The sequence below is a fragment of the Arthrobacter sp. GQ119 genome, assembly GCF_059759125.1.
Map to the genome: position 1 here is coordinate 38,034 of NZ_JCAXEA010000001.1, position 18,023 is coordinate 56,056.

Genomic DNA, 18,023 nt, shown 5'->3' on the forward strand with positions numbered 1-18,023 from the left:
GTCAGGAATAGACCAGCCCTCCTTCCGCCAAATCCTCGCGGATGGTTTCGATCTCGGCTTCGTCCGGCTCCACGAGGGGCAAACGGACAATCGAGTTGGGCAGGACTCCCTGCCATTTAAGAATTTGCTTGGCTGCAACGGCACCCTGGACGCGGGTCATCGTTGCGCGCACAACTGGTTCAAGCTCGAAATTGATTTTGCGGGCCGTGCCCAGGTCGTTCGCGCTGACGGCGTCGATAAGTTCCCGGAAGCGGCGGGTGACGACATGTGTTGTGACACCCACCAGGCCCACGGCGCCCATCGCCATCCACTGGAGGGTCAAGCCGTCGTCACCGGAGTAGAAGAGGAGGTCCGTCTCGGCCATGACGCGTGTCGCGGCGGCGAAATCCGCCTTGGCGTCCTTGACGGCGACGATATTCGGGTGCTGCGAAAGACGGATCATGGTCTCGGGCGCAATCGGAATGGAGGAGCGGCCGGGGATGTCGTACAGCATCACGGGAAGATCGGTTGCAGACGCGATGGTCTCGAAGTGTGCGCGGACGCCGGCCTGGCTGGGCTTGTTGTAGTACGGCGTGACAATCAGGAGTCCGTCGACCCCGAGCGCGGCCGCCCGCTGCGAAAGCTGCACGGAGTGCGCGGTGTCGTTGGTTCCGGTGCCGGCGATGATCGCTGCGCGTCCTCCGACGGCATCCTTGACGGCACGGAACATGCCAAGGTTTTCCTCGTCGGTGAGGGTGGAGGTTTCCCCGGTGGTTCCGGTCACCACCAGGCCGTCACAGCCGTCGTCCACGAGCTTGACGGCCAGTTCCGCCGCCTGCTGGTAGTCCACTTTGCCGTCCCCTGTGAAGGGCGTGACCATGGCGGTCAGGAGGGTGCCAAGAGCAGGAATGTTCGCGGAAGTGTCAGCCATGGGAAAAACGTTACCCTGTCACCGGCAGGTTAGGACAATGGCGGGCGCGTGATGATGGTCAAACTCGTGGGCGCCGTCAAACCCGGAGGGCGGACCCGTCACGTTGGCGGGCGGCGGTATCGCTCCAGGGCGCCCCTCCCAAGCACCGCCGTGAGCACTTCCGTTCCCGTGCCCTTGGCACGCTGCATGGCGAGTCCGTCCGGCCCCCAAAAACCGCTCAGCCCGCAGGAGGGCCCAAGAGACGTCCGGCCGCCAAGGTTGGCCAAAAGCGTGTACATGCGGTTGTCCATGGCGCGCGCCCCAAGATGCAAGCCCAGCCGCGTCCCCTCACCCTGGGTGTAAAGGCCCGAAACGGCATAGACGTCCGCGCCTGCTTCCGCAGCGGTGCCGGAGTGCACGGGATGGGCAGCATCGAAGCAGATGGCCAGGGCGACCTTCCAGCCATCCACGTCGAGGACAGCCGGGCCCGGACCGGCCCGAAACAACGCGGCCTCCCCGCCGTGCAGATGGGCTTTGAAACCCGCTTCCTCCGACCCGTCGGGGTGGACGGCCAGGGATGCCAGCCGGGGCGTGCCGTCATGCTCCCGCAGGGCGGCCCCCACCACGGCAGTAACCCCCGTGCGCCGGCAGATCTCCCGCACCGCGGCAAGCCGGGGATCGCCCGGCACCAGCCACTGCTCCGCACTCCGAAGCAATGGCAGGTTGTAGCCGGTCAGGGAAAGTTCCGGAAAGATCACGAGCCGGGCACCGTGGGAATCCGCGTCCTCGATGAGACGGACATGCTCCGGCACGTTGGCCACTATGCCGCCTTCGAGGGCCTCATATTGGATGGCAGATACGGTCAGCGCTCCGGTCACGCCTTCATCCTAGGCAGGATCCTTTCCTACGCAGTAACGGCCCACGGCAGCTTCCCGCAAGGACTCCGCCCAGGTGGCCAGGCGCTGGGCGGCGCGTACGTAATGGAAGAGCTCCGCGGGCGTCAGGGCTTCAAGATCGGTCTCCGACAGCCGCCGCGCCAACTCTGCCCCGGGCGGTTGGGCGGAGAGCGGAACTCCTTCGCGGCCCCATTGCACGTCCTCGGCCGGATTGCCCGCCACGAGCTGCCTGAAAAGGTAGTCAACCACTCCCGGACTCAGCGCCCGCAGCGGCCCGTCGGTGCTGGTTGCAGGCGCGCTGCGCGGTTCCCTGAACGGTTCCTTGCGCGCTTGCCTGTCCGCTTCCCTGCGCGGTTGGCTGTCCGCGCCGCTTCGGAACCCTGAGCCGTATCTGAACTCTGAGCCATATCTGAACTCTGAGTCATGCCCGAATGAGTTGATCATGCCGAAATCTTATTCGAACATATATTCGAATACAAGCCTCCGGCAGGATTGCGTTGCGAACGTCGGAGGCGGCATCCCCATCGCCCGCACCCGGCTGAGAACTTGCCCGGCAGATTACCGGCTCCCAGGTGTGAGACGATCAAATCATGACCTCGGGGAGTACCGCTGCATCGTCCAGAACGTCAAAAGGTCCTGCAGCCAGCACCCGTCTTGCGGGCATCGACGCCGCCCGCGGCCTGGCCCTCCTCGGCATGATGGCCACACACCTGCTGCCCACATTCGAGCCGGATGCCAATTTGACCCCCACCTGGATCGGGCTGACATTCTCAGGCCGCGCAGCCGCGCTGTTCGCTGTCCTTGCCGGAATCGGCCTGGCGCTGTCCACCGGCAAGCAGCGTCCCCTGGAGGGCAGCGCCCTTACAGCAGCCCGGCGGGGCATAGCCATGCGTGCTCTGGTGATCGCCGTCGTCGGACTGGCCCTTGGTGGCCTTGAGGTCAACGTCGCGGTCATCCTCGTGCACTATGCCGCGCTCTTCCTGTGCATACTCCCGTTTATCGGGCTGCGGCTGAAAGCCCTCTGTGCCTGGGCCGCCGGCTGGATCGTGGGCTCCCCCCTGCTGGCCTTTCTGCTTCGGCCCTGGCTCATGGCGGCGGATCCGCCCCTGCAGTTGAACCACAACCCTGGCTGGGAGGACCTGTCCACGCCCGCACAGCTGCTTGGCGACCTGTTCCTGACGGGCTATTACCCTGTCTTTCAGTGGATCTCGTATCTGCTGGTGGGACTCGTCATCGGCAGGCTGTCCCTGTCAGCGGCCGGCCTGCCCCTGCTGCTGCTGACCGCCGGCAGCGCCGTGGCCGCGTTCGCCAAGGTTCTGGGCACGGCCGCGATGGAGTCCTGGGGCGGCCGGGCCGCGCTGCAGGAAGTGCTCTCGGATCCCAACTATCCGCTGGCGAGCATTCTGCAGGTCAACCTGGCAGGTGTCCGGCAGGAGGGGTCGTGGTGGTGGCTGGCCACCAGTGCACCGCATTCGGGGACCACCCTGGACCTGCTGCACACCAGCGGCGTGGCCGCGGCCGTCGTCGGGCTCTGCCTGTTGGTTGGCAGGCTCGGAGAATGGCTGGACCTGGACCTGTTGCTGCCGTTGCGCGGCGCGGGCGCCATGACCCTGACCCTTTACACGGTGCACGTGTGGGTCGTGGCGTTGTCCCGTCTCCAGCCTCTTCCGTCGGGCTGGACCGAGGATGGCGTGTATTTTGCCCATGCCGCACTGGCCGTGCTGATCGGAATGGCCTTCGTGATCCTGAAGAAACGGGGGCCACTCGAATGGCTCGGCCACGCCGCGAACCAGGTGGGACGGCACGAGCCGGACAGAGTCCGCTAGGACGCCGGACACCGCCTGGCCAGGCCATATTCAGGCAGGCCAGTTACCAGGCAGGGCATTTACCGGGCGAGGGCGCCCTTAGAGGCCTGGAAGAGCCGCACCGCGTCCCGCATCGCAGCGCGGGCACGCTTGCGGTCTCCTGCAGCGTCGTAGGCGCAGCTGAGGCGGAACCAGGAACGCCAGTCATCGGGGGCGGCTTCGGCCTCACTGCGGTATTTCTCGAACTCCTGGTCCGCTGCTGCGCGCACGATCCTTCCCGCCGGGGTGCGCGGCAGGTTGTCAACGGGCAGGCCGCCTTCGGCTTCCAGCACTTTTGCCATTTGTTCGGTCCGGGCGCCGAACAGCAGTTCACGAATCAGTGCCCAGGCGCCGATGACCGGGAGAATCAGGTACGCCGCGCCGATGGCTTTGGCCACCGGCTCGGGGTCCGTCAGCAGAAGCACGGACCGCTGAAAGGACACGACGAGGTAGAACACCAGAAGAAGCGTCACCGCGCCCACCCAGATTTTGGTGCGGTTCTTCTTCAGCTGGCCAAAAAGACGTTCCACGTTCCCTACAGCCCCAGATCAAGGTAGCCGTCAAGGCCCACGGTCAGGCCGGGGTGCTGCGCCACGTTCCGCACGCCCAGGAGGACCCCGGGCATGAACGAGGCGCGGTCGAACGAATCGTGCCTGATGGTCAGCTGCTCCCCGGGGCCTCCGAGCAGCACTTCCTGGTGCGCCACCAGTCCGCGGAGCCTGACGCTGTGCACACGGACTCCCTCCACGTCGCAGCCACGGGCGCCTACGAGTTCAGTGGTGGTGGCGTCCGGGCTTGGCCCGACGCCCGCCCCTGCACGCTCCGCTGCGATCAGCTGGGCCGTGCGGACTGCCGTACCGGAGGGCGCGTCGACCTTGTCGGGGTGGTGGAGTTCGATGACCTCCACAGACTCGAAATATCTTGATGCCGTGGCCGCGAAGGCGGATGCCAGTACGGAACCAAGGGCAAAGTTCGGTGCAATCAGGACGCCGATGCCCTGATGGTCCTCGAGCAGCGATTCAAGGCTTTCCAGCCTGCCGATGTCCCAGCCGGTGGTCCCGACAACGGCATGCATTCCGTTCTCGACGGCGAAACGGACGTTGGCCTCAGTGCTCTCCGGCACGGTGAGGTCCACAACGAACCTGGCGCCGGCGCCCTTCAGCGCGTCCAGGGAGTCGCCGCGCCCGAGGGCCGCAACGAGCTTCATGTCGGGGGCGGATTCCACGGCCTTGACGGCTTCGGCGCCCATGCGCCCGTTCGCGCCCAGAACGGCGACAGGGAGTTGTTCGATCATGGTTTCAACCCTACCTTTCGTCCGGCCACGGGGCGGAACCCCGGACACTGCATTACCACCCTGCATTATCGCCGTCCCGGAGTGCAGCCGGAGACGAGTGACGCCACGGCTTATGAGAAGACTCTCAGACGAGTCTCATTCATGCTTCACGTTCGGGGCCCATGATGGAAGCACCACGGGGGCATGGATCGAGACTTTAACAAGCCGAAGGAGGCCTCAAATGCGCATGGGGATTCGCGAGCTGCACCAGCCCACGGCGTCACAGGAAGCAGTTTCACAGGAATGGGAAACAGCCGGGCCAGAGCAGCTTTCATACGTCCGGCTGGGCAATCCGGAACTCCGCCGGCAGATCGTGGACATCATCCTCGATGTCCTCTCCGACGAGGAGCCCGCGCGCCCAGAGGTCCGTGCCCGCATGCTGCAGCACCTGGCCGAAAACCCGGGCCACCCCGAACGGGCGCTGCTGGACCACCTTCGTGATCCGCACATCCGGGCGGCCGCAACAGATTCAGGGCCCTTCGAAGTCCAGGATATGTAAGAGCAGGGCCTGCTCCGGGTTCCCAGGGTTGTCCACCAACTGCCTTAGCAGCCGCCGCCGAACATCGGGGGATGTCGCCGTTCCGGAAATGATGTCAGCGATGACGTCCAGGACCTGTCCGCGCAGGGACGGGTCCCCCCGCCTTGGAATCCCTGGCATGTACTCCCCCGCCGATTCCCCGGGAATTCCAGATCTCCGGGGGCTTGCCCCGGGCATCGGACTTCCGGCCTGCAGCCCCTGGAACAGGGACTCCGTGTGAGGGTCGCCCGGCTCCATCGGCCCACTCCTTCCTGCAACCGGTCGGTGAGCCCCTTCACCCACTGACCTAAGACCGGCCCGGCAAACGTCCGGGCCCGCAGGGAACACTCGGCCCGCCGGCTTCAACGGCTGGCCTCCTGTTACCGGCGAACGTCATCGTGTCGCGGCCCTGCTACAAAAAGCCGGACCCGGGACCCCCTGTCCGGAGCCCCCTGCCCCCCAGACGCGGGACCCGTCAAGGCAGAAGGCGGTGGGAAGACCACGTTGCAGCGCCGCGTATCGGGGGTTTTCCCAAGTCCCTGCGGCGAAGGTTGGAGGGTCCTGAAGTTGGAGGTAGCCGCGAACCGTCTTCTGCAGGACTGCCGGGCCCGGACGCACTCCGCGTGAAAGCGCCGGGTCCGGCTTCTGCACGCCGGCTTCTGCACGCCGGCTTCTGCATCCCGGCTTCTGCACGCCGGCTTCTGCATCCCGGCTTCTGCACTTGGGCTGGAGTTCCCTACAGGTGCTTCTCTGCGTAGATGCGCAGCGCGTCGCGGACGAAGCCGGCTCCATGCCCGCCGCCGTAGTTAACGGCGAATCGCGGGTCGGCAACGTACATCTCGCCAAGGCCCGTGACGTAGCCCTTCGTGTCCCCACCCGGGGCGGATGCCGGCGTGCCGGGAATGGCCGTGAGCCACTCAACATGGCGGCGCGCGAGTTCCTGGGCCTCGTCGCTGTCCGCTGAGGCACCTGATTCCGCGGCGCGCATCCAGTCACGGCCGAGTTTTTCGGCGCCCTGCTTCCACGCCTTTTTCTCCTCCGCCCCCATCCCACGCCACCAGGAATCCCCGGCCGCGTAGGCCTCCTTTCCCCACCGTTCCTCGACCTCGTCCTTGTACTGGGTGTGGTCGAATCCATCGAACATATTTTCAGCCACGAGTTCTCCATCTCCTCTCAGTGATTCGAGGGTTCGCCGGACAGAGGCCGCCTGACGGGCCAGTCGCGCCTGCTCCTGCCGAAGCCAGGCAAGGTGCCCGCTGAGCGCCCGGACGGCATCGGTCTCGTGCCGGAGCACGTCGGATATGGCCGGGAGGCCGAGTCCCAACTGGCGCAGAAGCAGGATGCGTTGCAGCTGCACCAGGGCAGCGGCGTCGTAGTACCGGTACCCGTTGTGGCCGGTCCTCGTCGGCTTCAGCAGCCCGATGTCGTCGTAGTGGCGCAGCGTACGGCTGGTTGTGCCGGCGATCTTCGCTATCTCCAGGATCGACCAGTCCATCCGTCCCTCCCCTGCTCCCACGAGGCTTGTCCCCTGCGACAGCTCCCCTGCGGCCCGTTCCCATGCCGTTTGTCCCCTCGCGGGCCGGCCGGTCCGGCCCGATACCGAGACTCTAGAGGTTGACGTTACGTCAAGGTCAAGGGCGTTAGGCTCCGGCTCCGACCCATTCCACGGTGCCGTCGGTGAAGAACTGTTCCTTCCAGATGGGGACCTGGTCCTTGATGCGGTCCACCAGTTCGGAGCAGACGGCGAACGCCTGTCCGCGGTGTGCCGCTGCCACGGCGCAGACCAGGGCCGGATCCCCGATTTCCAGGGAACCCACGCGGTGCGCGGCCCAGATCCGGACCGGAGTGCCGGCATCGCCCGAGTGTTCGGCCACCAGTTCCGCCACGACATCGGCGAGGACCTGGTGCGCGGTGGGATGGGCGCTGTAATTCAGCCGTTCCACCGCCTTGCCGCCGTCGTGGTTCCGCACAACGCCGCTGAAACTGACCACCGCTCCGGCCGTATCCGACTCCACGGCGGCAATGGCCTCGTCAACGGAGATGGGCTCCGCGCTCAGCACGGCATGCACCACCTCGAATGTCTGACCGGTGGCCGTGCGTCCCGTAGTTGACTGTTCAGTGCCCATGTCCGCCCTCCAGCTGGTCACAGAGATGCCCGATCACCGGATCCAGCACGGACAGCCCGTCCATGACGCCCTTGGGTGATCCGGGCAGATTAACGATGAAAGTTGTGCCGGCGGCCCCTGCGTGCCCCCGGCTGAGCATCGCCAGCGGGGTCTTGGCGATGCCGGCCTGCCGGATCCCCTCCATGATGCCAGGAATCTCCCGGTCAAGCAGGGGCAGGGTCATCTCCGGCGTCCGGTCGTCGGGGCTGAGCCCCGTGCCGCCGCTGGTGATCACGACGGCGGGACGCTGGGTGAGCAGCGCCCTGATCGCGGCGCCCACGGACTCACCGTCGGGAACCACCATGGCGGGGAACGCCTCAAATCCATGCTCCGTGAGCCAGTCGATGATGACCGGCCCGGTCTCGTCCCGGTACACGCCGGCAGCGGCGCGTGTCGAGGCAATGACGACTCCGGCCTTCCTGCCTTGCACCTCGCCGTGGACGTGCGGTTCCTGAGTCCTTCCGGCCGTGCTCACAGCGTCCAGTCCCCGCTCTTGCCGCCGCTCTTGGCCAGCACCTTGATGTCGGTCAGCACGGCGTGCTTGTCCACGGCCTTGATCATGTCGTAGACACTCAAAGCCGCGACGGAAGCCGCCGTCAGCGCCTCCATTTCCACGCCCGTGACTCCCCTGGTCTTCACGGTGGCGAAGATGTCCACAGTGTCCGGGCCGAGCTCGAAGTCCACCGTCACCTTCGATATCGGCAGCGGATGGCACAGCGGAATCAGTTCCGGGGTCTTCTTTGCCGCCATGATGCCGGCCACCCGTGCCACGGCGAGGGCGTCACCCTTCGGCAGGCCTCCGGTGCCCAGCAGGGCCAGGACTTCCCGCGTGCTCCGGACCGTTGCGCTGGCCGTAGCCTCCCGTGTGGTTTCCGTTTTTGCTGATACATCCACCATCTGGGCGGTGCCGTCGCTCCGCAGGTGCGTCAGCGCGGCGTTGTCATTTTCTGCAGTCACAGCATCCATACTTCCACTTCGGCGCCCTGTGCGAGCGCGGATACTCCTTCAGGCACCTGGACCAGGGCGTTGGACCGGGCGAGGGCCCCGACCAGATGCGAGCTTTCGCCACCCTCCAGCCGTACCGTGCCGTCCGGCAACAGCGTTCCGCGCCGCACCTGGTGCTTGCCGGCCGGCGATGTGAGCGGCTCGAGGAGCCGGCCGCGGACCACGGTCCGTGGTGGGGGCGAGCCGAACAGTCCGCTGAGGACCGGCCGCAGGAACATCTCAAACGACACGAGACAACTGACCGGGTTCCCCGGGAACCCCAGGAGGGGCACGCCGTCGAACGTTCCGATCCCCTGGGGACCGCCGGGCTGCATGGCCACGTGGCCGAAGTGCACGTCCTGGCCGTCCATGGCCTGCCGCACCACTTCGTACGCGCCCTTGCTGACTCCCCCGGTGGTCACGATGAAGTCCACGTCCGGGACGTGGCGGCGCAGCAGGCCACAGAGGGCGGCGGGATCGTCCGTTGAGATGCCGGCCCTGATGACTGCCAGTCCGGCCTGCCGCAGCGAGGTTTCCAGCAGGGTCCCGTTGGCATCGAAGATCTTGCCGGGCTCAAGCTGCCCGCCCGGTTCCACCACTTCATCGCCTGTGGTGACGAGAAGTACCGTCAGCCGGCGGTGGACCAGGACGTCCGGCATGCCCAGTGCGGCGATCAGTCCCAGCTGGCCGGGGCCGAGGCAGGTGCCGGCCGCCAGGGCAGCTTCACCCGCACGGATATCGCTGCCCGCCTCCCGGATGAACGTCCCGGCAGCCGCTGGTGGGAGCCGCACAGTCGAATCCGCGCCGGGAGCCGGAAAGGCTGCGGGAACTGCCCGCTCAATGGGGACGACGGCGTCGGCCCCCGGCGGGACCATGGCGCCGGTCATGATGGGGGCCGCTGTCCCGGGCTGCAGCGGTGCGGGGCGGGCCCCGGCCGGAACGGGAGCGGCGACGCGCAGCTCCGCACCGCCGTTGGGCACGTCCTCCGCGCGGATGGCAAAGCCATCCATCTGCGAGTTGGCGAAGGGTGGAAGATCCAGCGGCGCCGTGATGTCTTCGGCCAGTCCCCGTCCCAGGGCCTCGGCGAGGGCGAGCCGTTCGGTGCCGCCGGCGCTGTGTAGCGGCTCCAGCAGGGCCCGGACGGCGTCGCGGTGTTCGGCCACGCTGCGGTGCGTGTGCGCCCTGCTCCCTGCATCGTGGGCAACTGTGTCGTGGGCCACTGCATCATGGGCAACTGGGGACGATGTGGCGGCAGTGGCGTGCGGCTGCGTGTGGCGGTGCATGGTCCTGCCTTCGGGAGTGACGGCTATGGGTTCACGTCAACTCTAATGGTGTGGAAGCCCGTGGCGCCGTCCGGGGCAACCGGCCTGCGCTCCTCCGTCTGGACAGTACCGCTGAGATCTGTCGCACGCACCTGGACTTCGTGCCGGCCCGGCTGCAGGTCAATGCCCAGTTGCCACTGGTACCACGTGTCCACGGAGATGCCGGGTGCCAGCTCCGCCTGCTGCCAGCCTCCGCGGTCAACGCGCAGCTCCACTTTTCCGATGCCGGTGTGCTGCGCCCAGGCCACTCCGCCGAACATTACCTGGCCCGGGCGGGCCGACCGGCCGTCGCGGGGTACATCGATGCGGGAGGAGATCTTGATCGGTCCTCGTGCCGACCAGCCACGCGGTGTCCAGTAGGCGACGTCGTCGGCGAACCTGGTGACTTTGAGTTCAACGAGCCACTTCGTGGCGGACACGTAGCCGTAGAGCCCGGGGACCACCAGCCGCACGGGAAAGCCGTGTTCAAGCGGCAGCGGCTCGCCGTTCATGCCTACCGCGAGCAGCGCGTCCCGGTTGTCCGTGAGGACTTCCAGCGGCGTGCCGGCGGTCCAGCCGTCCGAGCTTCGGGACAGCACCATGTCCGCGCCGGGAAGGGGGCCGGCCATCGCCAGCAGTTCACGGATGGGCCAGCCGAGCCAGAGGGCATTGCCGATGAGGTCGCCGCCGACCTCATTGGACACGCAGGCGATGGTCACGTGGCGTTCCAGCATTGGTTTGGCCTGCAGGGCATCGAAGTCGAGTTCTATCTCCCGCTCCACCAGGCCGGTGACCTTCAGCTTCCATTCCCGCGGGTCCAGGACGGGAACGGAGAGTGCGGTGTCGATGCGGTAGAAATCCGGATTTGGGGTGACGAGCGGATCCATGCCGTCCAGGCCGATCTCGGCACCGGCCGGAATGGCTGCTGCAGCCGACCGGGGCTCCGGAAGGCGCAGCGTCCTGCGGACCTCGTTGACCCCCGCTGCCCCGCCGCGCCAGGCTGTGGCAACCGCGCCTCCTACCAGAACCGCCGCAGCTGATCCGCCCAGCAACTGCAGGAAGCTGCGCCGTCCGTCCCGGCCCTGCTGCCCGGCTGCCTGCCAGGCGGCCAGCCGCAAAATCAGGCTTTGCAGCAGCATTCCGCCAATCCCTGCCGCCAGCACCGGGAGCGCGACGGCGATGACGGTCACCTGCGCGCGGGTCAGGACAGCAGCAACGCCGACGATTCCGAAGACGGCAAAGACTGCGGCACCTGTATAGCGCCGGCGCAGCTCCAGCACTCCGGAGAGGGCCGCCAGGGCTGCGATCACCAGCGCCATGCCCGCCAGCAGGGCAAGCTTGTCCGCGGTGCCGAACAGTGCAACCGCCCAGTCCTTCACTCCCGGCGGAACAGCATCGATCACCGCACCGCCCAGCGCCGTCATCGTGGAAAGGGAAGGACTGAGGAAGCCTGCGATGAGCTCGCTGGCCACCAGCCCGGTGCCCGCGGCCACAACGCCGGCGCCTGCCGCCCACCGGCGGGACGTGGCAGGTACGGCTCCGGACGCCTCAGGTCCAGAGTCGGGGAAGCTATGCATTCCGGCTGAAGCCCCGGGCGCTGCCGGCTGGGACTCGTTCACCCTTCCAGCATAAGTCCGGGCACCCGGGCCGGCAGCGGGAGCCCCGGGCGTGATGCTTGGCCCAACGTGGCGTAGCCTGAATTCATGAGTGTTCAGCTTGGCATGCCGCAGCCGCGCGAAGGAGCCGCCCCGCTTCCTGGCGCGCCGGGGGTTCCCGCTGCCCGGCCCGCCGATGCTCCCGCCGGACTCGTTGACCGCTATGGCCGCCGCGCCACGGACATGCGCCTTTCCCTCACTGACAAGTGCAACCTGCGGTGCACCTATTGCATGCCCGCCGAGGGGCTGGAGTGGCTGTCCAAACAGGCGGTCATGTCGGCTGCGGAAATCGTGCGGATCGTGCGTGTGGGCGTGGATCTGCTGGGTGTGCGCGAGCTGCGCCTGACCGGCGGCGAGCCGCTGGTCCGCGCGGACCTGGTGGACATCATCACCGCGCTCCGGCAGGAACATCCCGTCCTGCCGATCTCCATGACCACCAACGGAGTGGGCCTGGACAAGAAGGCTGCCGCGCTCGCCGCCGCCGGACTCACCCGCATCAACGTCTCGCTGGACTCACTGCACGAGGAGACCTTCACCAAGCTGACGCGGCGCCCCTTCCTTGACCGCGTCCTTGCCGGCGTGGATGCAGCGTGGGCGGCAGGCCTGGGGCCGGTCAAGCTCAACGCCGTGCTCATGCGCGGCATCAACGACGCGGAATCGCCGGCGCTGCTGGCGTGGGCGCTGGACCGGGGTTACGAGCTGAGGTTCATCGAGCAGATGCCGCTCGACGCCGATCACGGCTGGACCCGGCGCAACATGATTACCGCCACGGAGATCCGTGAACTGCTGTCCGCGGACTACGTGCTCAGCCCGGATCCGCGCGCCCGGGACGGGGCGCCCGCCGAACGCTTCGAAGTACGACGCCGACCCGCAGGGTCTGTTGCAGTAGGGCCTGTTGCAGCAGGGTCTGTTGCAGCAGCGTCTGCTGCGGACGGCTCAGTTGCCGACGGATCTCCGCAGCCCGACGGCCCTGTGCTGGGAACGGTGGGGATCATCGCTTCCGTCACCGAGCCCTTCTGCTCGGACTGCCGCCGGACCCGCATCACCGCTGAAGGCAAGATCATGAGCTGCCTGTTCTCCCGGGAGGAATTCGACCTGCTCGGACTCCTCCGGGCGGGCGCCAGCGACCAGGAACTGGCGGAACGCTGGCAGGATGCCATGTGGCTCAAGCCCAAGGCCCACGGCATGGACCACGTGGGACTCGACGCGCCGGACTTCGTCCAACCGGACCGCAGCATGAGCGCCATCGGAGGCTGAACCCTTGAACGTACGTTACTTCGCTGCCGCACGCGCTGCGGCGGGCCTGGAAGAAGAGCGCTTCGACCTTCCGGCCGGATCGACGGTGGAAGCACTGCTGGCTGCCGTCCTCGACGTCGAGCGCGCCGAACCGCCGGCCGGAACGCCGCGGTTGGCCACCATCCTGGCCCGGAGCAGCTTCCTGCTCAATGAAGTCGCCGTCCGGGACCGCTCAGTGGTCCTCCGCGAGGGCGACGTGGTGGACGTCCTGCCGCCCTTTGCCGGGGGCTGACCTCCACAAGTCATCTGAGGCAGGACAGGTCATCCAGGTGGGTGTGGCCGGGCTTCAGGCCAGGCCCTACCATTGCACTACCGCGGCCATTGCAGGACCCCCGGCAGTGCAAAGCGGTAAGCCTAGAGGAGACCGGAAATGTTCACCCTGCAGATTGAGCACGCCATCAAGGATTTCGACATGTGGAAGGCGGCTTTTGACCGCGACCCCGCAGACCGTAAGGGTTCAGGGGTTGTCGCCCATCGAATCGGCCGTCCGGTGGACGACCCTCAGTACGTTGTGGTGGAACTCGACTTCGGGAGCCGTAACGAGGCTGAAGGATTCCTGGATAAGTTGCGCCAGAACGTGTGGAGCTCCCCCGACGTGGCGCCGGCCCTCACCGGCTCCCCCGAGACACGAATCATAGAGCTGGTGGCCTAGGCACCGCAGGCACAGCTCGGCAATCCGCCGCGTCCTGGTGGACGAGCGTCCTGGTGAACGAACTCAGGCGCGGCGGCAAACCGAGGTCATGAAGGGGCTGTAGTCCTGCGCGTCACTGAGCCGCAGCTCGGCGGTGTGGATGAGGACTCCTTCATCAACGCGGAAAGTGTGCCGGGCGGTGCCGCGGTCGCTGTGCCGTTCCACCGTGAGCGTGGCATCATGCCAGGCGCCGCGGGCCGGTGCCGCCGGGGGCTTCCCCATGCTGTCGACGTAGTACCAGAGTGTTTCATCGTGATCGGGATCCACGGTGAACACCCCGTGGCCTTCAAAGTGCGTGCCGTCGGCCTCGACGTGCCTGTATGTCTGGACGACCGCAAAGCCGCCGGCCGCCCTCGTGAACGTCACCTCTGCGGCGGCCGTCCGGGCCGGGCCCCAGGGCGAGGCGGCCAGCTCAGTTGTCCCCGACCAGCGCCCGACGAACAGCTCCAGTGCCTCGTGGGCTGTCCCCGGATGCGGCCGGTCCATTATTCCTCCGAGTGCGGTTCCTCTGTGTGGGATTCCTGCGGCGTGTGGGATTCCTGCGGCGCGGGATCTGGCTCCATCATGGTCCCGCCCTCAGGGCATGTCCAGAGCGCATGTCCAGAAGGCATGTCCAGGGCAAAGGTCAGAACCCGAAGGTTTCAGTCTCCTCGAAGGGTCCGACAACCGTGACCGTCCGGGGTGCCGCCGCGAGCTCGCCCGCCAGCTCCTGGACCTGCTCCGCGGTCACAGCCTTGATCAGCCGCAGGGTCTCGTCGATGTCCTGGTACTCCCCGGACACGAGCTCGGCGCGGCCCAGCCGGGACATGCGCGAGCCGGTGTCCTCGAGGGCCAGGACGATGCCGCCGCAGAGCTGCCCCACCGCCTTGCGGAGCTCCTCCTCGGAGATGCCGCCCTCGGCGAGCTTGTCCAGTTCCGCCCCCAGCAGCTCCAGGACCTGCCGGACCTTCGTCGGTGTGCAGCCGGCGTACATGCCGAAGTAGCCGGCGTCCGCGTACGAGGAGGCGAAGGAATAGGTGGAGTAGACGAGCCCGCGCTTTTCGCGGATCTCCTGGAACAGGCGCGAGGACATGCCTCCGCCGAGCACCGCGTTCAGCACGCTCATGACATACCGGCGCTGGTCGGTGGCCACGATCGTGGGGCAGCCCATGATGATGTTGGCCTGTTCCACGGGGCGCTGGACCACGTGCAGCCCTGCGGTTCCGGTGATCTCTGCGCGCTCCGTGGAGCGTCGTTCCACCGGGGCCGCATCGGGCTCCAGGGGCCAGCCGGCTGCGTGGAGGGCATCCACCACCAGGCGGCACACGACGTCGTGCTCCAGACCGCCGGCGGCGGTGATGACCAGCTCATCGGGGCGGTAGTAGCGCCGGTAGTGGTCCCACACCGAGTCGCGGGCCACGGCCCGGATGGCGTCGGGGGTACCGCCAATGGGGCGCCCCAGCGGGTGCGTGCCCAGGACGGCCGCGACGAAGTGCTCATGGGCGACGTCGGTGGGGTCATCGCTGTCCATGGCGATTTCCTCGAGGATGACGTCGCGTTCCTGTTCCATCTCGACGGGGTCCAGCACGGCGCCGGTAATCATGTCGGCGATCACGTCGATGGCCATCGGCAGGTCCGTGTCCAGCACCCGGGCGAAATAGCAGGTGCTCTCCTTGGCGGTGGCCGCATTGGATTCCCCGCCCACCTCGTCAAAGGCCGATGCGATTTCGAGGGCTGTGCGGCGCCGGGTGCCCTTGAACAGCAGGTGCTCGAGGAAGTGCGTTGAACCGTGCTGCCCGGGAGCCTCATCCCTGGATCCGACGCCGACCCAGAATCCGATGGTGGCGGAGCGCTGGCCCGGCATGGCCTCGGTCAGCACGCGCACCCCGCCCGGCAGAACCGAACGGCGCACTTCGGAGCCTCCGTCAGCTCCATGGATCAGGGTGTCACCTGGGTGGTTCTGCGCCAGCGGCAGGGGAACGACAGTCATCAAGGCCTTTCAGGAAGCGGAGCCAAATCTGCCTGCAATCCTACCTTTAAACGGCGGCAGGGCCGGTGGATGATCCACCGGCCCTGCCGCTGATGCCCGCGCTGAAAAACGCGGTGCGGACTACTCTGCTGTCGCCTCGGCGACCTCAGCCTTGTCGGCGCTTTCCTCTTCAGCCACGACCGGCGACAGGGACAGCTTGCCGCGGTCATCGATCTTGGTGATCTCCACCTGGATCTTCTGGCCGACGGAGACGACGTCCTCGACGTTGTCCACGCGCTTGCCGCTGGCGAGCTTGCGCAGCTCGGAGATGTGCAGCAGGCCGTCCTTGCCCGGGGTGAGGGAAATGAATGCACCGAAGGTGGTGGTCTTGACGACCGTGCCCAGGTAGCGCTCGCCGATTTCCGGAACCTGCGGGTTGGCGATGGCGTTGATCGCGGAGCGGGCTGCATCGGCAGACGGTCCGTCGGTGGCGCCAATGTAGACCGTGCCGTCGTCCTCGATCGAGATGTCGGCGCCCGTGTCCTCCTGGATCTGGTTGATCATCTTGCCCTTGGGGCCGATGACCTCGCCGATCTTGTCCACGGGGATCTTGACGGCGATGACGCGCGGCGCGAACTCGGAGAGCTCGTCCGGCGTGTCGATCGCGGCGTTGATGACCTCGAGGATGTGCAGGCGGGCTTCGCGGGCCTGCTTCAGCGCCGCTGCCAGCACGGACGCCGGGATGCCGTCAAGCTTGGTGTCCAGCTGGATGGCCGTGACGAACTCGGAGGTGCCGGCGACCTTGAAGTCCATGTCGCCGAAGGCATCTTCGGCGCCAAGGATGTCGGTCAGCGCTGCGTAGCGGGTCTGGCCGTCAACCTGGTCGGAGACCAGGCCCATGGCGATACCTGCAACAGCGGCCTTCAGCGGCACGCCTGCGTTGAGCATCGACAGCGTTGATGCACAAACTGAACCCATCGACGTCGAACCGTTGGAGCTGAGAGCCTCAGACACCTGACGGATGGCGTACGGGAACTCCTCGCGGGAAGGCAGCACCGGCACGAGCGCACGCTCGGCAAGGGCACCGTGGCCGATTTCGCGGCGCTTCGGGGAACCGACGCGGCCTGTCTCACCGGTGGAGTACGGCGGGAAGTTGTAGTTGTGCATGTAGCGCTTGCGCGTCACAGGCGACAGGGAGTCGATCTGCTGTTCCATCTTGAGCATGTTCAAGGTGGTGACGCCCATGATCTGGGTTTCGCCGCGTTCGAAGATCGCGGAGCCGTGCACGCGGGGCAGAACCTCAACTTCGGCAGTGAGCTGGCGGATGTCCGTCAGGCCACGGCCGTCAATGCGGATCTGGTCCTTGAGGATGCGCTGGCGCACAACCTGCTTGGTGACTGAACGGAATGCTGCGGAGAGCTCCTTCTCACGGCCTTCGAACTGGCCGGCGAGCGAGGAGGTGACCTCGTCCTTGAGCGCGTCCGAAGCGTCGTTGCGCTCCGTCTTGTCGGCGATCTGGAAGATAGCGGCCAGCTTGTCGGTGGCGGCAGACTCAACTGCTGCGTAGACGTCGTCTTCGTAGTCCAGGAAGACCGGGAACTCGACGGTGGGCTTGGCCGCGCGGGCGGCGAGGTCAGCCTGGGCGTCGCAAAGGGCCTTGATGAACGGCTTGGCGGCCTCGAGGCCTTCGGAGACGACCTCTTCGGTGGGGGCGGTGGCGCCCTGTTCCTTGATCAGGTTCCAGGAGTTGTCCGTGGCTTCGGCTTCAACCATCATGATGGCGATGTCGTCTCCGTCGGCTCCCGACACAGTCCTGCCGGCAACGACCATGTTGAACACGGAGTTCTCGAGCTCGGAGTGCTTCGGGAAGGCAACCCACTGCGAACCCTGCTCGTCCGCCACGAGGGCAACGCGGACGCCGCCGATCGGGCCGGAGAACGGCAGGCCGGAAAGCTGGGTGGACATCGAGGAGGCGTTGATGGCCACGACGTCGTAGAGCTCGTCCGGGTTGATGGCCAGCACGGTGACCACGATCTGGACCTCGTTGCGCAGGCCCTTGACGAACGCCGGGCGCAGCGGACGGTCCATCAGGCGGCAGGCCAGGATGGCTTCCGTGGACGGGCGGCCTTCGCGGCGGAAGAACGAGCCCGGGATACGGCCGGCGGCGTACATGCGCTCTTCGACATCAACCGTCAGCGGGAAGAAGTCGAAGCCTTCGCGCGGGTGCTTGCCGGCGGTGGTGGCGGAGAGCAGCGCGGTGTCTTCGTCGATGTACACCATCGCTGCGCCGGCTGCCTGCTTGGCAAGACGGCCGGTTTCAAAGCGGATTACACGCTTGCCAAAGCGGCCATTGTCAATGACTGCTTCTGAGAACTGGATTTCGGGACCCTCCAAGAGAGTCACCTCCGTTTCTTTGGTAACGGAAGTCCAGCCGCATCAACCCAGTCCAGCATCTGTCTACTGGCCTGCACTGCACCCGGTCATCGATCGAGACCCTCGGGCCG

The 18,023-nt window shown here is 66.8% G+C and carries 19 protein-coding genes; 5 read left to right on the top strand and 14 right to left on the bottom strand.

Features of this window, described 5'->3' with window-relative positions; genetic code table 11:
- Position 1: 1 nt before the first annotated feature.
- The 3 genes from dapA to AC6CH3_RS00205 all read right to left on the bottom strand — a co-directional run bounded on the left by dapA (position 2) and on the right by AC6CH3_RS00205 (position 2,229).
- Positions 2-910: a 4-hydroxy-tetrahydrodipicolinate synthase gene (gene dapA / locus AC6CH3_RS00195; protein WP_498130532.1), complete on the bottom strand. Its 909-nt coding sequence runs from the start codon at positions 908-910 to the stop codon at positions 2-4.
- A gap of 98 nt (positions 911-1,008) precedes the next feature.
- Complete coding sequence (locus AC6CH3_RS00200) at positions 1,009-1,767, bottom strand: carbon-nitrogen hydrolase family protein (protein ID WP_498130533.1); 759 nt, start codon at positions 1,765-1,767, stop codon at positions 1,009-1,011.
- A 9-nt stretch (positions 1,768-1,776) separates the two neighbouring features.
- Positions 1,777-2,229, bottom strand: a complete 453-nt coding sequence (locus tag AC6CH3_RS00205) for a hypothetical protein (RefSeq protein WP_498130534.1) — start codon at positions 2,227-2,229, stop codon at positions 1,777-1,779.
- A gap of 146 nt (positions 2,230-2,375) precedes the next feature.
- Here AC6CH3_RS00205 and AC6CH3_RS00210 point away from each other — a divergent pair, with 146 nt between their 5' ends.
- Complete coding sequence (locus tag AC6CH3_RS00210) at positions 2,376-3,611, top strand: heparan-alpha-glucosaminide N-acetyltransferase domain-containing protein (protein WP_498130535.1); 1,236 nt, start codon at positions 2,376-2,378, stop codon at positions 3,609-3,611.
- A 59-nt stretch (positions 3,612-3,670) separates the two neighbouring features.
- On the opposite strand, the gene AC6CH3_RS00215 is transcribed toward AC6CH3_RS00210, so the two are convergent.
- Together AC6CH3_RS00215 and dapB are read right to left on the bottom strand one after the other, a co-directional pair.
- Positions 3,671-4,159 (bottom strand): hypothetical protein, encoded by a 489-nt coding sequence (locus AC6CH3_RS00215; RefSeq protein WP_498130536.1) that lies wholly within the window; start codon positions 4,157-4,159, stop codon positions 3,671-3,673.
- A 5-nt stretch (positions 4,160-4,164) separates the two neighbouring features.
- Positions 4,165-4,923: a 4-hydroxy-tetrahydrodipicolinate reductase gene (dapB, locus tag AC6CH3_RS00220; protein WP_498130537.1), complete on the bottom strand. Its 759-nt coding sequence runs from the start codon at positions 4,921-4,923 to the stop codon at positions 4,165-4,167.
- A 220-nt stretch (positions 4,924-5,143) separates the two neighbouring features.
- On the opposite strand from dapB, the gene AC6CH3_RS00225 reads away from it, so the two are divergent.
- Positions 5,144-5,461, top strand: coding sequence for a hypothetical protein (locus AC6CH3_RS00225; RefSeq protein ID WP_498130538.1), 318 nt, complete (start codon positions 5,144-5,146; stop codon positions 5,459-5,461).
- A gap of 754 nt (positions 5,462-6,215) precedes the next feature.
- On the opposite strand, the gene AC6CH3_RS00230 is transcribed toward AC6CH3_RS00225, so the two are convergent.
- The 6 genes from AC6CH3_RS00230 to AC6CH3_RS00255 all read right to left on the bottom strand — a co-directional run bounded on the left by AC6CH3_RS00230 (position 6,216) and on the right by AC6CH3_RS00255 (position 11,506).
- Entirely contained in the window at positions 6,216-6,974 is a 759-nt protein-coding gene (locus AC6CH3_RS00230; protein ID WP_498130539.1) for a MerR family transcriptional regulator, read from the bottom strand.
- A gap of 145 nt (positions 6,975-7,119) precedes the next feature.
- Positions 7,120-7,605: a molybdenum cofactor biosynthesis protein MoaE gene (locus AC6CH3_RS00235; protein ID WP_498130540.1), complete on the bottom strand. Its 486-nt coding sequence runs from the start codon at positions 7,603-7,605 to the stop codon at positions 7,120-7,122.
- Entirely contained in the window at positions 7,595-8,119 is a 525-nt protein-coding gene (locus tag AC6CH3_RS00240) for a MogA/MoaB family molybdenum cofactor biosynthesis protein (protein ID WP_498130541.1), read from the bottom strand. Before AC6CH3_RS00240 ends, AC6CH3_RS00235 begins: the two co-directional genes overlap by 11 nt.
- Complete coding sequence (moaC, locus tag AC6CH3_RS00245; RefSeq protein WP_400577809.1) at positions 8,116-8,610, bottom strand: cyclic pyranopterin monophosphate synthase MoaC; 495 nt, start codon at positions 8,608-8,610, stop codon at positions 8,116-8,118. The genes AC6CH3_RS00240 and moaC overlap by 4 nt, the downstream gene beginning before the upstream one ends.
- Entirely contained in the window at positions 8,598-9,911 is a 1,314-nt protein-coding gene (locus tag AC6CH3_RS00250) for a molybdopterin molybdotransferase MoeA (protein WP_498130542.1), read from the bottom strand. The genes moaC and AC6CH3_RS00250 overlap by 13 nt, the downstream gene beginning before the upstream one ends.
- Positions 9,912-9,934: 23 nt before the next feature.
- On the bottom strand, positions 9,935-11,506 hold the full coding sequence (locus AC6CH3_RS00255) for a molybdopterin-dependent oxidoreductase (RefSeq protein WP_498130815.1): 1,572 nt from the start codon (positions 11,504-11,506) through the stop codon (positions 9,935-9,937).
- Positions 11,507-11,632: 126 nt separating this feature from the next.
- Here AC6CH3_RS00255 and AC6CH3_RS00260 point away from each other — a divergent pair, with 126 nt between their 5' ends.
- The 3 genes from AC6CH3_RS00260 to AC6CH3_RS00270 all read left to right on the top strand — a co-directional run bounded on the left by AC6CH3_RS00260 (position 11,633) and on the right by AC6CH3_RS00270 (position 13,532).
- On the top strand, positions 11,633-12,841 hold the full coding sequence (locus AC6CH3_RS00260; RefSeq protein WP_498130543.1) for a GTP 3',8-cyclase MoaA: 1,209 nt from the start codon (positions 11,633-11,635) through the stop codon (positions 12,839-12,841).
- A 4-nt stretch (positions 12,842-12,845) separates the two neighbouring features.
- Entirely contained in the window at positions 12,846-13,112 is a 267-nt protein-coding gene (locus tag AC6CH3_RS00265) for a MoaD/ThiS family protein (RefSeq protein WP_494034136.1), read from the top strand.
- A 138-nt stretch (positions 13,113-13,250) separates the two neighbouring features.
- On the top strand, positions 13,251-13,532 hold the full coding sequence (locus AC6CH3_RS00270) for a hypothetical protein (RefSeq protein WP_498130544.1): 282 nt from the start codon (positions 13,251-13,253) through the stop codon (positions 13,530-13,532).
- A gap of 63 nt (positions 13,533-13,595) precedes the next feature.
- Here the strand turns inward: AC6CH3_RS00270 and AC6CH3_RS00275 are convergent, their stop codons facing one another.
- The 3 genes from AC6CH3_RS00275 to AC6CH3_RS00285 form a co-directional block, all read right to left on the bottom strand.
- Positions 13,596-14,057, bottom strand: a complete 462-nt coding sequence (locus AC6CH3_RS00275; RefSeq protein ID WP_498130545.1) for a DUF1579 family protein — start codon at positions 14,055-14,057, stop codon at positions 13,596-13,598.
- 139 nt (positions 14,058-14,196) lie between these two features.
- Positions 14,197-15,540, bottom strand: coding sequence for a M16 family metallopeptidase (locus AC6CH3_RS00280; protein WP_498130546.1), 1,344 nt, complete (start codon positions 15,538-15,540; stop codon positions 14,197-14,199).
- Positions 15,541-15,660: 120 nt separating this feature from the next.
- Positions 15,661-17,913 carry a polyribonucleotide nucleotidyltransferase gene (locus AC6CH3_RS00285; RefSeq protein ID WP_498130816.1) on the bottom strand — a complete coding sequence of 751 codons (2,253 nt, stop codon included), beginning with the start codon at positions 17,911-17,913 and terminating at the stop codon, positions 15,661-15,663.
- Positions 17,914-18,023 lie beyond the last annotated feature (110 nt).

Coding starts and splice junctions, on each gene's coding strand:
- AC6CH3_RS00225 (WP_498130538.1), top strand. CDS start 5,144: ATGCGCATGGGGATTCGCGAGCTGCACCAGCCCACGGCGTCACAGGAA.
- AC6CH3_RS00205 (WP_498130534.1), bottom strand. CDS start 2,229: ATGATCAACTCATTCGGGCATGACTCAGAGTTCAGATATGGCTCAGAG.
- AC6CH3_RS00255 (WP_498130815.1), bottom strand. CDS start 11,506: ATGCATAGCTTCCCCGACTCTGGACCTGAGGCGTCCGGAGCCGTACCT.
- AC6CH3_RS00270 (WP_498130544.1), top strand. CDS start 13,251: ATGTTCACCCTGCAGATTGAGCACGCCATCAAGGATTTCGACATGTGG.
- AC6CH3_RS00260 (WP_498130543.1), top strand. CDS start 11,633: ATGAGTGTTCAGCTTGGCATGCCGCAGCCGCGCGAAGGAGCCGCCCCG.
- AC6CH3_RS00235 (WP_498130540.1), bottom strand. CDS start 7,605: ATGGGCACTGAACAGTCAACTACGGGACGCACGGCCACCGGTCAGACA.
- AC6CH3_RS00230 (WP_498130539.1), bottom strand. CDS start 6,974: ATGGACTGGTCGATCCTGGAGATAGCGAAGATCGCCGGCACAACCAGC.
- AC6CH3_RS00280 (WP_498130546.1), bottom strand. CDS start 15,540: ATGACTGTCGTTCCCCTGCCGCTGGCGCAGAACCACCCAGGTGACACC.
- dapA (WP_498130532.1), bottom strand. CDS start 910: ATGGCTGACACTTCCGCGAACATTCCTGCTCTTGGCACCCTCCTGACC.
- dapB (WP_498130537.1), bottom strand. CDS start 4,923: ATGATCGAACAACTCCCTGTCGCCGTTCTGGGCGCGAACGGGCGCATG.
- AC6CH3_RS00210 (WP_498130535.1), top strand. CDS start 2,376: ATGACCTCGGGGAGTACCGCTGCATCGTCCAGAACGTCAAAAGGTCCT.
- AC6CH3_RS00275 (WP_498130545.1), bottom strand. CDS start 14,057: ATGGACCGGCCGCATCCGGGGACAGCCCACGAGGCACTGGAGCTGTTC.
- moaC (WP_400577809.1), bottom strand. CDS start 8,610: ATGGATGCTGTGACTGCAGAAAATGACAACGCCGCGCTGACGCACCTG.
- AC6CH3_RS00250 (WP_498130542.1), bottom strand. CDS start 9,911: ATGCACCGCCACACGCAGCCGCACGCCACTGCCGCCACATCGTCCCCA.